Source organism: Ruminococcus flavefaciens ATCC 19208 (assembly GCF_000518765.1).
In the GTDB taxonomy this organism is placed as follows: domain Bacteria; phylum Bacillota; class Clostridia; order Oscillospirales; family Ruminococcaceae; genus Ruminococcus; species Ruminococcus flavefaciens.
The window spans coordinates 521992-534657 of record NZ_KI912490.1; the positions used below are offsets into that span (position 1 = coordinate 521992).

The window sequence follows — 12666 nt, forward strand, 5'->3', positions numbered from 1 at the left end:
GCGCAATCATTTATCCAAAATATTTAGAATTGCCAAAAAAACGAATAATCCTGTAAGTAAAACCAAAACAATATTACCTTTTATAGCCCCTTTCAGATCAAGGTCTTGCTTCTTCATAGCTAACAGAACTTTTATGACCAAAAAAGACATGATCACAGGTATTACAAGAAAAGACGGAAGAAATTCCATACTTAGAATGAACAAAACCAATAATACCAACAAATAAACGATAGTATTAGATTGCATCATACTTTCTCTTAGCTCCGCCTTTCCTCTCTTTATATGGGCTTGAGCCATTATTTCTGCTATTTTATCTTCGGTATTCTGATGGTTCCTGTCTTGTGAGATAGGCTCAGGTTGGGGATCTTCTCCGGGCATAAGCGGTTCGAGAACAGGCGATTCACCGGTATTATTTAATTTATCACTCATATCATTTCCTTAATAATATTTATCATCTAAATTCCGCTTTATCGTAGTAACGTCTGTCTGAGGGACGTCGAGGACGCCGTCCCCTACAAGCTGACGGCTAAAGGTAATGGCTTAGTAATAACGCTTCAAGCCGATGACTTTTCCGAGAACTTCCACTTCGTCCACGATAATAGGCTCCATAGTATCGTTCTCGGGCTGTAAACGGTAGTGACCGCGCTCCTTGTAGAAGGTCTTTACGGTAGCCTCTTCGCGGTCTATGAATGCTACTACGATATCGCCGTTTTCAGCGTAGTTCATGCGTTTTACGATAACTATATCACCGTCGAGGATACCTGCATTTATCATGCTTTCACCGCGTATCTTCAGAGCGAAAAGCTCCTGCGGATCAACTCCGGGGGCTTCAAAGCCGATATATCCCGTGATATCTTCAACAGCTGTGATAGGCTTGCCTGCTGTGACAGTACCCATAACGGGAACAGAAGTAGTACCGCTGTTTGGCAGGCGCAGGGTGCGGTTCAGGTTGCCTGTTTTCTCAATGAGTCCCTCACGGACGAGAGTCTCGATATAACGGTGAGCAGTTGATGTGGACTTGAAGCCCATAGCGTCCATTATCTCTCTTACAGAAGGTGACATACCGTCGCTGAGACGGGATTTGATATAATTGAAAACAGCGATTTCCTTATCCTTGAGCATAATTATTCCTCCGAAAGCTTTTTCAGTATCATCTTAGCGATCTTGTAAGCGTCACCGCAGCCGAGAGTTATGACAAGGTCGCCATCCTCAGCGTGATCGCATACATAGTCGCATATCTGTTCAAAGTTTGCGTATTTTCTTTCGTCTGTCCATTCAGCTGTCTCGTCCTGCGGGAACCATATGCAGTTGGGTATCTTTTCTGCAAGGTGACGGGTGAAGATACCGTATGTGTTCTTTTCGCGGCTTCCCATTATGTCGGTGAGAACTGCGTGATCGGGTATCTGTAAAACTCTTGCGAAGTCGTCAAGCAGGAGCTTTGTACGTGAGAATGTGAAAGGCTGGAACACAGCCCAAACGTGGTTGAAGTTCATCTCCATAGCTGCATTGAGAGTAGCTTCCAGCTCTGTTGGATGGTGAGCGTAGTCATCGACTACAGTTATGCCCTTTTCAAAGCCAAGCTTTTCGAAACGGCGTTTAGCACCGCGGAAGTCCTCAAGTCCTTTCTGTATGAACTTGAAATCCGTTCCTACATAGCGGGCAGCAGCAACAGCAGCAAGTGAGTTGAGGACATTGTGTATGCCTGCAACGTGGAGAGTCACAGTGCCCAGTTTTTCGCCCTTGTACATAGCATCGTAAGTTGTGAGGAGACCGTTTTCGTGCTTTACGTTCTCGGGATAGTAGTCGCAGGAGCTGTCCTTGCCGAAGGTGATTATCTCCTTGCCTGTGATGCCTTCAAGTGACTTCATTGAATTCGCGTCAGAGCCATTTACGATGATACACTTTGAAGTATTCTCGTTGAATTTATGGAAAGATTTGATGATATTTTCAAGTGTGCCGAAATAATCGAGGTGATCTGCGTCGATGTTGAGTATTACGGATATATCGGGGAAGAATTTAAGGAAGTGATCCTCGAATTCGCAGGACTCACATACCATTATATCGCTTTTGCCTGCAATGCCGCTTCCGCCGATGCATGGGAGCTTTCCGCCGATATACGCAGAGAGGTCTATGCCTGCTGTGTAAAGTATCTGTGTTATCATTGAGGTGGTCGAGGTCTTGCCGTGAGTACCCGAAACGCAGATAGCGTTGCTGTACCAGCTTGTTACGATACCGAGCAGGTCTGCACGTTCAAGTACAGGTACTCCGCTTGCTTTTGCGGCTACGAGCTCGGGATTGTCAGCCATGATAGCGGCAGTGTGTACGATAAGATCAGCACCTTCGATATTCTCAGCTCTCTGACCTATGAAAACGGGAATACCCATTTTTCTTACGGCATCAAGGGTCTCGGTCTCGTTATTATCCGAGCCTGTAAGATAGTATCCCTGTGAATGGAGTATCTGTGCGAGGGGGTACATACCCGAACCGCCTATGCCTATGAAATGAATGTGCTTTTTACCGTTTAAAATATTGGTATCCAAAATGATCACCTTTCTTAATATATTATAATAGTATATGCCCGAACAGGATCGGGGGATATAAACAGTCCATAATTTATGATGAACTGATATTTTCTTGTGTTTAAAACAGAAAATGTTAACAATTTTTGTAATCTGATGATGTCTGTAAAACAGCTCAAATCACGCTGTCACGCACTTTTCACAAAGTTTTCATCACTTTCACTCGAAATAATTAGATTTTTTCCTCGTATAATCAAAAATTAGCTTGCATTTTTACAAAATATAAGCTATAATAGTTTATAGGTTTACTAACTGCTGCGTAATGTGGGAGAAATAAAGAAAATCAGCAGTCAGACCGATGAGTTCATAGACATTTTAAGGAGGAAAATCTATGGAAATTACAGATGTAAAGGTTAGGAAGATCATGTCAGAGGGCAGATTAAGAGCCGTAGTTTCAGTAACTATCGACGATATGCTCGCAGTGCATGATATCAAGGTGGTACAGGGAGATGAAAGACTCTTCGTGGCAATGCCAAGCAGAAAGGACGAAAACGGAGTGTTCCGTGATATCGTTCACCCTATCTCACCTTCAGCAAGAAAAATGTTTGAGGAAAGCATACTTGAAGCCTATGACAGACAGCTTGCTATACTTGAAGCAGAGGAAGCAAATGAAAATGTTGAAGAGGCTGAAGGAGCTTGATCTATGGCACTATTTAAAGACCTGCCGCGAGGTGGGTCTTTTTATATTTTCAGTATCCTTGCGGCTTTTAGTATGGCTACCTGAGTCTTTCCGTCGCGGATAGTGCCGTCCATGACCTGCTTTACAGCTTCCGAAAGAGGTATGCGCTCAACATCGAGGAATTCATCGGGGTCAAGGTTCTGACTGCTGAAGGTAAGTCCCTTTGCAAGGTACATATATGTTATCTCACTGTTGTAAGCAGGAGTAGGCAGCATCTCGCCGAGATAGATGTATTCCGAGCAGGTATAGCCTGTTTCTTCAAGGAGCTCGCGCTTTCCGCATTCAGCGTGGTCCTCATCCTTTTCGAGCTTGCCTGCGGGAACTTCTCTTGTTACGGTCTTAAAAGGATAGCGGAACTGCTTTACAAGGAATATCTCGTTGTTCTCGGTTATGGGTATCACGCATACGCCGCCGTGATGGTGGAGTACATCTCTTGCGGCAGTTTTGCCGTTTTCAAGCTCTGCGGTATCATGTGTGATAGTGAAGATAGGTCCTTCGTACTTTACATCGCTTGATATAGTTTTCTCCTGTAAGTGCATAATAATTCCTCCAAGCATATTTTTAAGACTTTTAAGTCTGAGAACTTTATAAGCAAATAGATAAGTTTATTATATCATAATATACTGCAAAAAGCAACAGAAAAACGAATATATTTTCGATTTTGCGCTAAAAAGTGAAAAGCGGCAGATTGCTTCCAGCGAGTGTCGCTATTTCCGTAATTATATGTTATAAGCGCGGAGCCCGCGCCGCCATGTTCGCGGTCAAAAAGTGAAAAGCGGCAGATTACTTTCCGCGAGTGTCGCTATTTCCGTAATTATATGTTATAAGCGCGGAGCCCGCGCCGCCATGTTCGCGGTCAAAAATGAAAAGCGGCATATTACTTTCCGCGAGTGTTGCTATTTCTGTAATTATATGTTATAATGTAATGTGCTACTATAAACGAATGAAGGGAACATAAAATGGAAGTTTACCTTGACAATGCTGCTACCACAAAGCCATGCGCAGAAGCTATAGAGGCTGCTGTGGAAGCTATGACAGATAATTACGGCAATCCGTCGTCGCTCCACCGCGTGGGACTCAATGCACAGCTCCTCATGGACGGCGCAAGAAAGGCAATTGCCGACTCAATAGGCGTTGAAAGCGGCTGTATCATTTTTACTTCGGGAGCTACCGAGAGCAACAATCTCGCACTCCGCGGAGCTTCGGCTGCTTACGGAAGAAAGCGCAAAAAGATAGTTATATCCGCAGTTGAACACGCCTCTGTGGAAGAGACTGCCGCTGACCTTGAAAAGAAGGGCTTCGAGATAGTCCGCGTTTCTCCCCGTGAGGACGGAAAATACTACGCCGCTGACTTCGTAAATGCCTGCGATGACGACACCTGCCTCATAAGCATGATGTATGTCAATAACGAAACAGGCTATATTATGCCGGTCAAGGAGACTTTCTCCGCAGTGAAGCGGAAATTTCCCGAAATAATAACTCATACCGACTGCGTACAGGCTTACATGAAGCTGCCTGTTAAGGCAAACGCACTCAGTGCCGATCTCATATCACTCAGCGGACACAAGATACACGGCGCAAAAGGTGTGGGAGCGATCTACATAAAAAAGGGAGTCCGCGTACTTCCCGTAGTTACAGGCGGCAAACAGGAAAAGGGGATACGCTCAGGCACTGAAAGTGTTCCGCTTATTGCGGCATTCGGTGCGGCTGTGAAGAAGCTTGCTCCGACCATATCGGAGCGTTACGAAAAAGTCAGCAGACTTAAAGCGTATCTGCTGGATAAGCTCGGCGGTATAGAGGGAGTTACGGTAAACTCTCCCGAGGACGGTTCGCCCTATGTGGTGAATATCTCGGCTGTGGGTAAGCGTTCGGAGATAATGCTCCATTTTCTTGAAAGTAAGGAGATATATGTTTCCAGTGGTTCTGCCTGTTCAAAGGGACAGCAAAGCGGAGTTCTCGGACAGTTCAGCATAAGGGACAAACGTGCGGACAGTGCACTGCGAATCAGCATGACAGCCGAGACTACCGAGGAACAGCTTGATATCTTCTACGAGGCTCTCCGCGAGGGCATGGAAAAGGTAAGAGGCTGATATGGAAGAGGAACAGAAAAAGAAGAAGTTCCCGAAAGGGCTGATCATAGCCGCAGTAATATTGATTGTTTTTGCGTTTGGCTGCGAATTCATGTCTTATTGCTTTAATAAGTATTTTTTAGGCTATAGGATAGATGAGAAAAACGCCAAAGCAGAATACTGCATGAAAGCCGTTAATACAGTTGTTATCGAGACTTATGAAAAAAAGGGTGAACAGATACCGAAAGACAAGGAATATATCGTAAGAGGCAATGGACAGAATATCGAAGCGTGTGAGCTGATCGCAGAGAGTTCATACAGTGATTACCTGCGCGATGATAAAAAGCTGTACTGGGCTGTGAAATTCAGAGACGGCGAACCCTGCGAGGCGTGGAGCTGCTATCGTCCGATCAAAGATGATGAACTGAGATATTACAGCAGAGATGAACAGGTAGAGTTATATAATAAAAATGTGATGAAAAACAGTAAAAACGTGCTCGGTTACTTCAATGCCAAGGAAGGCGTAAAGTATTTCCACTGATGCAGATATTATAATAGTATAGGAGAATTTGAATGAAAGAGTTAATACTTGTAAAATACGGTGAAATGGCACTGAAAGGTCTCAACAAAAAGACCTTTGAGGATATGCTCATAAAGAACATAAAGCGCAGACTGAAGCCTCTCGGTCACTTCCAGATGACCAGTGCTCAGTCCACAACATACATAACTCCACTCGATGATGACATCGACCTCAGTGAAGTTGCCGACAGAGTGGGCAAGATATTCGGTATCGCAACTTATTGCCGTGCTTGTGTGTGCGAGAAGGACTTCGACGACATCTGTAACAAGAGCTATGAGTATCTTGAAGATGTACTGAGCTGCGCAAAGACATTCAAGGTCAACGCAAAGCGTTCGGATAAGGCTTTCCCTATGAAGTCGCCGGAGATATGCATGGAGCTGGGCGGAAAGCTGCTTGAAAAGTTCCCGCATCTCACTGTTGATGTTAAAAATCCCGAAGTTACGGTAACTGTAGAGATACGTGACGAGAATGCTTTCGTTCACGCCGAGAACATCAAGGGAGCAGGCGGACTCCCAGTAGGAAGCAGCGGAAAGGCTATGCTTCTGCTTTCAGGCGGCATCGACAGTCCTGTAGCGGGATATATGATGGCAAAGCGCGGTATCCATATCGCAGCTATACACTATGTAAGTCCCCCTTATACATCAGATCGAGCACAGCTGAAAGTTGAGCAGCTCTGCCAGAAGCTCACGGACTACTGCGGAGGAATCGCATTCTACTGCGTACCGTTCACAGAGCTTCAGGAAGCTATCAAGGACCACTGTCCCGAGGAGTTCTTTACTATTATAATGAGAAGGCTTATGATGGAGATAGCTCAGCGCATCGCGGCAAAGGACAACTGCCTTGCACTTATCACAGGTGAGAGTGTGGGACAGGTGGCAAGCCAGACAATGGCAGCTATGGTCTGCACAGATGCGGTATGCCGCATACCTGTTTTCCGTCCATGTGTAGGAATGGACAAGACTGAGATAATCGAGATAGCACGTAAGATAGATACCTTTGATACATCTGTACAGCCCTATGAGGACTGCTGTACTGTATTCACCCCTCGTCACCCAAAGGTAAGACCTCAGCTTTCAGACATAGAAAAGGCTCAGAACAGCTTCGATTTTGAACCGCTTATACAGAAGGCTGTTGAAAATACAGAGATGAAGACCTTCAATTTTGGAGATTGATTTTTTAAGTTTTTCACAAAGTAATCACTTAATTTTTGTGAAATCTTGACTAAAGAGAGCGTGTTGATTTAGTGGTAAGCAGTAAATTTTCTGAATGTAACCCCGAAAAACTTGACAAAACCGTTGCAAATGTTGTAAAATTATTAGAACGAAAGGGTCTGACTATATCTACAGCGGAGAGCTGTACGGGCGGACTACTTTCGGAGCTTATAACATCAGTATCGGGCGCGTCGGCAGTCTTTGAACTTGGGATATGTACTTATTCGGAGAGAATAAAGACAAAGTTCCTTAACGTTCCTGCTGAGGTGATAGAAAAATTCGGAGTCGTAAGTGAGCAGACTGCACTTTTCATGGTCAGAGGACTTAAAGAAAGTTCGGGTGCAGATGTGTGTGTTTCCGTAACGGGTATCGCAGGTCCATCGGGCGGAACTGCGGAAACACCTGTGGGAACGGTGTATATCGGCTTCGATATCTGCGGCAGACAATTTGTACGGCTGCCCGAGCTTTGGAAACTCAGTGATATGAGCAGAGAGCACATAAGACGGTGTGCGGCTGCTTATGCATTTGAAACTATTGAAAAAATACTGATGGAGGCGGTAACAAACTGATGAGCGATAGATTAAACGATGAAAGCTCAGAGGCTCAGCGCAGAGCTGAGAAGATAAAAGCTATCAGAAGGTCGATACACGGCGAAGCAGAAGTTGCGCCTACGACCTATGACAATAAAACAGCAGAAAGTGAACGCTCGGAAACTATGGCGGAACGTATCATGCACGTGAAGGAAAAACACAGCTCGACAGCTGAGGATATCCTTGATGAGCTTGACGAGGCTATAGCTTTTGAAAAGGCGGAAGCTGTGAGAATGGCTGCCGAAGAGGCTGCCGAGGCTGAAAAGGCTGCTGTTAATGCTTCTCCTGATATCTCGGACATCATCAACGAGCTTGAAACACCCGCACAAGAGGAATTGAGCGAAATTGCTGATGAAATTACCGAGGATTTTTCAGAGGTTGATACCGATATTGCAGCAGAGGTTGAGGACTTCACCGAAACTGCGGCTGAAAGTTCGGAAGAAGAATTAACGGAAGTATCTGATGAGGCTGAGGCTGAAACTGAAACGGCTGAGACAGGATCGTATGCGGAAGCTGAAGACATCGAAGAAACAATGGTGTTCACTCCTGTGGGACAGAATACTACTGTTGAAGACCAGCTTGCTCCTCTAAAACGGGCTGAGGAGGAAGCGGCACAGCAGCTTGGAATGACCGACAGGAATATTGACGGGCATAGCTTTCAGCCTATGGAAAAGGCTGACGAAACAGTCAAGCCTGAAAAGAAGAAAAAAAAGAAGAAGAAAAAGCCTTTCAAGCAGAGGCTTCGCGGACTGTTCCCGGAAAAGGGCGACAGTGTGCTCGAATGCATAAGAAAGATCGTTTTTCTCGGCTCAGTGATCGCTATCTGCGTCTGCGGATACCTTGTCGGAGATTATTATTACGATCTCTGGTCAAGCAAGCACAAGACAGCGGAATTAATGGATCTGTACGATATCTATAAGGAACGTGAGCCGCAGATCGAAGAAGAAACAACTCCCGAGGGAGATAAAAGAAAAAAATATGGCGGTATGCTCGACGGAGCTAAAAAGCTCTGGGACATCAACCATGATATAGTAGGTGTTATCAGTATCCCTGATACGCCGCTCAACAACCCTGTTTTACAGGCGGACGACAATTCAAAATATCTGAACATGAAATATGATCTCACTGAAAATATCGCAGGAGAGATATTCATGGACTACAGAAATCATTTCGATGATGTAGGTGAGGACGGATATTTAAGATATGAAAATTCGCAGAATCTGATCATCTACGGACATGATATGTGGGACGATCAGATGTTTGGCTTTTTAAAGTATTATCTCAGGAATGAGGCATATTACGGAGCACATCCCGTAATTGATCTCAGTTCTAATTATGAGAGATACAAATATAAGATATTTGCATTTTTTATGCTCGATAATAACGACGATACAGATACTAAGTTTGACTGCTGGAACGTTCTTGATTTTGCTGACGAAAAAGAATTCTACGATTTCGTAAATGAGGCAAAGAGAAGAACTATACGCACAAATGACGTAGATGTTGAGTACGGAGATCAGCTCCTTACACTTTCTACCTGCAGCACCTTCTTCCCTGATGAAAGAGGACGTCTTATAATTCTTGCAAGGCGTGTAAGAGAAGGTGAAGATCCGATGAAGGGAACTCAGGACAGCAAAGCAAATCCTAACATAAAGTGGCCTACATTATATTATTCGATACATCCGGACGAACACTATGATCCGAATGCCGAATTTGTTCCCTACGGTCCAAAGGGAGGAAAGTGATTAGCAATGAACAAGAACGCGAAAACAATAACAGCCTGTGTAAGCTGCGCTGCGGCTGTTGGACTTGGTGCGTTTGCATTATACCTGAACAAGGACAAGAAATCTGTTCCGACTGTGGATAATGGCACAACGGCTGTGACAGAAGCAACAACGGAAGAAAATGCCGAAAAGCTTTCAGCCGATTGGGCAGACAATTATGAATATGTACCGTCTCTTAACGGTGTGACCGAAAGAACCAAGTCACTGATGCGTCTCAACAAGGACATTATGGGCTGGGTAAAGATCGATGGGACTCAGGTCGATTACCCGTTCTTGAGAGACCCCGGTGAGGTAGCTGCAAACGATCCGTATTACGGACCTGATGAGTGGGTGCCTAATTCATATTATCTTGAAAAGGATATATTCAGACAGTATTACGACCGCGGAACATTCTTTGCGGATTACCGCGATAATTTCGGCGGCGATGAAAGTCAGCAGTCTGATAATCTTGTGATCTACGGACATAACTGGTATGACGGGACTATGATGGGCTCATTGAGAAAGTATCGTCCCGATCCCGAATTCTATGAGCAGCATCCTTTTATCGAGGTAAGCTCGAACTATAAAGAATACGATTACGTTGTCTTTGCATATCTCATAACAAGCGGAAGCTATAATGCTACCGACTTCCATTACTGGGATATGGAAGATTTTGATACAGAAGAAGATTTTAAGTTTTACATCGACAACTGCCGTGGCGGACAGCTTCTGGATACAGGAGTTGATGTTAAGTACGGCGACAAGCTGCTTACTCTTTCTACCTGCTATGCTGATTATGATAATTCGCGTTTCATAGTTGTGGCAAGAAGACTGAGAGAAGGAGAAGTCGCAGGAGACATGACAACTATACAGCACACTGAGGAGTATTTGAAGAAAAAGAATGAGGAAGCTGAAAAGGCTTCAAAGGAAGAAGCGGAAAAAGCCGCAAATGAGGAAAAGCCTCAGTGATCTGACTTTATAATCTAAAGGAGATTGTTATGAAAATGCAGAAAATGCTTAAACGAGCAGCAGCTGCAGCCTCGGGAATCATTGTATTCTCTGGGACAACAAGCATGACTACCTTTGAAAATGCCGATACTGATGTTAATGCGTCAGTGGCGGCAGAAGAGGTAAGTAGTGCAGCAGACGCTGTAACGGAAGCAGCTTCTGAAATTGCTGCGGATACCGCAGAGGAAAAACAGAAGATGCCTGAGGATTGGGAAAAAGCTGATATCAGCGAATATGACTCAAGCCTCACGCTTATAAGCTATGAGCTTGCAACACCTGAAATGGCTAAGATAGGTGAAGCTGCTGACCCTTATGCAGGGCTTTCAGAGGAAGAGCGCAAGGCTCGTGAGGAAGCTGTGGAAAAGAAGAAGAGTGCTTTGAAAAAAGGTACTCCTTCTTTGTCAAAGAACGCTGCAAAGAGCAGAAGCAAAGCTCCGACTGCTGTCGAAATAAAAACTTCGGGAGCATTCGTGGGTGATATCCCCGATTCTCAGCCGGGACCCACAGTAGACGCTCAGCCGGGACAGTTCGCATTCGTAACATACGGCTGGGGACACGGTGTTGGCATGAGCCAGAACGGTGCTAATTTCTATGCCGCTTATGCGGGCTGGACTTATCAGGATATACTGTTCCACTATTATCCCGGAACATACCTGATGAATACAGGAATGACAGACGATGAAGAGCTTACTATCGCTCACGAACCGGCAGGTGATACCCTGAAGGTCGTATCCGAGATAGTAAACCGCGAGGTTGGCGGAAGCTTCTCTTATGAAGCTATCAAGGCTCAGGCAGTTGCTGTATATACTTATTTAAAGTATAACGGTGATGATTCAAGAGACCTGAGAGGTAAGCCAAATCCGCCGCAGGTAGTTATTGATGCCTGCGAGGAGGTTCTCGGCGAAGCTCTTTATTATGATGATAATTACGCCCTTACAGTATTCTCTGCTTCGAGTGGAGGCTGTTCGGCAAACTGCTATGAAGTATTCTATGCAGACTACCCGTACCTGAGAAGCGTACCGAGCGAGTATGATGCTGCGTTTGATCCGCACTGGGGTACAGTAAAATATATGGACGCAGCAGAAGTGAAGAAGAAGCTGGAAACAGCTTACCACATTACTCTCTCTGACGATCCGGATAACTGGATACAGCCTGTATACTCGGAAGAGACAGGATATGTAACAGAAGTATGCATCGACGGACAGACTACTGCAAAGGGTTATCCGTTCTCAATGATGATGGGACTTAAATCATCAAAATTCAATCTTACATATACACATGATTGATAAAAGGCGATAAACAGCCTGATTAAGAACAAAAGGAATAAGTCTTTGGATATACCAAGTGTTACGGCATTTTATATTCGGAGACTTATTCTTTCTTTTTGGGTGATGAAAGGTGAATCCGAGTGGTAAAAAAATCCTTAAAAATACCCGAAAAGGTGAAAAAAGGTGAAAGCAAAGCAAAATATTTAACGAATATAGAAACGTTTGTTTCGTTTTAAAGCAACCGAAAGTTAAACTTTAAACAAAATCGACAAAAAATAGCCGATTTTAGGGTTTATACTTGTGAGATATTCCATCTTGAATTTCTACCCAAATGATGTTAAAATAGGTTTAGGGTGAAAAAAGGTGATTGGATGTGAAATTTTCCAAATTAGGGTGATCGAATCCTAAGAGGTTGTACGAAAGCGAGGCGAGGTTCAAATGGCAGATCTGTTATGCGGTACTTATTACCCGAGTATAGATCAGAAGGGCCGTATGAGCTTCCCGACAAAGCTTCGTGAGATCCTCGGACCGGAGTTTTATCTCTGTCAGGGACATGATGACGCCTATATCGCCGTATACTCACCGGAGGCATTTCAGGAATACTGCGAAAAGCTTAATTCCGTAGCAGGCAAGAATGGTGCAAACATAAGACGTATGCTTCTTGCAGGTGCTGATAAGCAGGTCCCCGATAAACAGGGACGTATCTTTATCACACAGCAGCTCAGAGATCATGCAGGTATCACCGACGAGGTCGTTGTTATCGGTGCAAACAAAAGAGCTGAGATATGGAATAAGTCTAAGTGGGAAGAATTCAACAATAGTATCTCTCAGGATGAGATCAACGACTTGCTTGCTGATCTTGTTATCTGATACGGACGTTTCTGTATTCGTTTTCCGAACATTGTCGGATTAAGGAGAG

Annotated in this window: 13 protein-coding genes; 9 read left to right on the top strand and 4 right to left on the bottom strand. The window is 44.5% G+C overall.

What is annotated here, in order from left to right:
• Positions 1-6 precede the first annotated feature (6 nt).
• The 3 genes from L870_RS0112405 to murC all read right to left on the bottom strand — a co-directional run bounded on the left by L870_RS0112405 (position 7) and on the right by murC (position 2540).
• Positions 7-429, bottom strand: a complete 423-nt coding sequence (locus L870_RS0112405; protein WP_028518411.1) for a hypothetical protein — start codon at positions 427-429, stop codon at positions 7-9.
• A 111-nt stretch (positions 430-540) separates the two neighbouring features.
• Entirely contained in the window at positions 541-1122 is a 582-nt protein-coding gene (lexA, locus tag L870_RS0112410; RefSeq protein ID WP_028518412.1) for a transcriptional repressor LexA, read from the bottom strand.
• A gap of 2 nt (positions 1123-1124) precedes the next feature.
• Entirely contained in the window at positions 1125-2540 is a 1416-nt protein-coding gene (gene murC, locus L870_RS0112415) for a UDP-N-acetylmuramate--L-alanine ligase (RefSeq protein WP_028518413.1), read from the bottom strand.
• 370 nt (positions 2541-2910) lie between these two features.
• On the opposite strand from murC, the gene spoVG reads away from it, so the two are divergent.
• Positions 2911-3219, top strand: coding sequence for a septation regulator SpoVG (spoVG, locus tag L870_RS0112420; protein ID WP_028518414.1), 309 nt, complete (start codon positions 2911-2913; stop codon positions 3217-3219).
• Between the two features lie 41 nt (positions 3220-3260).
• Here spoVG and L870_RS0112425 read toward each other — a convergent pair whose 3' ends face one another.
• Positions 3261-3797, bottom strand: a complete 537-nt coding sequence (locus L870_RS0112425; protein ID WP_028518415.1) for an NUDIX domain-containing protein — start codon at positions 3795-3797, stop codon at positions 3261-3263.
• A gap of 420 nt (positions 3798-4217) precedes the next feature.
• Between L870_RS0112425 and L870_RS0112435 the strand changes: the two genes are divergently transcribed.
• From L870_RS0112435 to L870_RS0112470, 8 genes are all read left to right on the top strand, one after another.
• The gene (locus tag L870_RS0112435; protein ID WP_028518416.1) at positions 4218-5348 is read left to right on the top strand and encodes a cysteine desulfurase family protein; all 1131 of its coding nucleotides are present in this window, start codon (positions 4218-4220) and stop codon (positions 5346-5348) included.
• Position 5349: 1 nt separating this feature from the next.
• Positions 5350-5868, top strand: coding sequence for a hypothetical protein (locus L870_RS0112440; RefSeq protein ID WP_028518417.1), 519 nt, complete (start codon positions 5350-5352; stop codon positions 5866-5868).
• A gap of 32 nt (positions 5869-5900) precedes the next feature.
• Positions 5901-7079, top strand: coding sequence for a tRNA uracil 4-sulfurtransferase ThiI (thiI, locus tag L870_RS0112445; protein WP_028518418.1), 1179 nt, complete (start codon positions 5901-5903; stop codon positions 7077-7079).
• Between the two features lie 71 nt (positions 7080-7150).
• Positions 7151-7687 (top strand): CinA family protein, encoded by a 537-nt coding sequence (locus L870_RS0112450; RefSeq protein WP_028518419.1) that lies wholly within the window; start codon positions 7151-7153, stop codon positions 7685-7687.
• The gene (locus tag L870_RS18670) at positions 7687-9453 is read left to right on the top strand and encodes a class B sortase (RefSeq protein WP_051411554.1); all 1767 of its coding nucleotides are present in this window, start codon (positions 7687-7689) and stop codon (positions 9451-9453) included. The genes L870_RS0112450 and L870_RS18670 overlap by 1 nt, the downstream gene beginning before the upstream one ends.
• Before the next feature lie 6 nt (positions 9454-9459).
• Positions 9460-10440, top strand: coding sequence for a class B sortase (locus tag L870_RS0112460; RefSeq protein WP_028518420.1), 981 nt, complete (start codon positions 9460-9462; stop codon positions 10438-10440).
• Positions 10441-10469: 29 nt separating this feature from the next.
• Complete coding sequence (locus L870_RS20160; RefSeq protein ID WP_028518421.1) at positions 10470-11765, top strand: SpoIID/LytB domain-containing protein; 1296 nt, start codon at positions 10470-10472, stop codon at positions 11763-11765.
• A 420-nt stretch (positions 11766-12185) separates the two neighbouring features.
• On the top strand, positions 12186-12617 hold the full coding sequence (locus L870_RS0112470; RefSeq protein WP_028518422.1) for a division/cell wall cluster transcriptional repressor MraZ: 432 nt from the start codon (positions 12186-12188) through the stop codon (positions 12615-12617).
• The last annotated feature ends 49 nt before the right edge of the window (positions 12618-12666 follow it).

Coding starts and splice junctions, on each gene's coding strand:
- L870_RS20160 (WP_028518421.1), top strand. CDS start 10,470: ATGAAAATGCAGAAAATGCTTAAACGAGCAGCAGCTGCAGCCTCGGGA.
- thiI (WP_028518418.1), top strand. CDS start 5,901: ATGAAAGAGTTAATACTTGTAAAATACGGTGAAATGGCACTGAAAGGT.
- L870_RS0112405 (WP_028518411.1), bottom strand. CDS start 429: ATGAGTGATAAATTAAATAATACCGGTGAATCGCCTGTTCTCGAACCG.
- L870_RS0112435 (WP_028518416.1), top strand. CDS start 4,218: ATGGAAGTTTACCTTGACAATGCTGCTACCACAAAGCCATGCGCAGAA.
- lexA (WP_028518412.1), bottom strand. CDS start 1,122: ATGCTCAAGGATAAGGAAATCGCTGTTTTCAATTATATCAAATCCCGT.
- L870_RS18670 (WP_051411554.1), top strand. CDS start 7,687: ATGAGCGATAGATTAAACGATGAAAGCTCAGAGGCTCAGCGCAGAGCT.
- L870_RS0112440 (WP_028518417.1), top strand. CDS start 5,350: ATGGAAGAGGAACAGAAAAAGAAGAAGTTCCCGAAAGGGCTGATCATA.
- L870_RS0112425 (WP_028518415.1), bottom strand. CDS start 3,797: ATGCACTTACAGGAGAAAACTATATCAAGCGATGTAAAGTACGAAGGA.
- L870_RS0112460 (WP_028518420.1), top strand. CDS start 9,460: ATGAACAAGAACGCGAAAACAATAACAGCCTGTGTAAGCTGCGCTGCG.
- L870_RS0112470 (WP_028518422.1), top strand. CDS start 12,186: ATGGCAGATCTGTTATGCGGTACTTATTACCCGAGTATAGATCAGAAG.
- spoVG (WP_028518414.1), top strand. CDS start 2,911: ATGGAAATTACAGATGTAAAGGTTAGGAAGATCATGTCAGAGGGCAGA.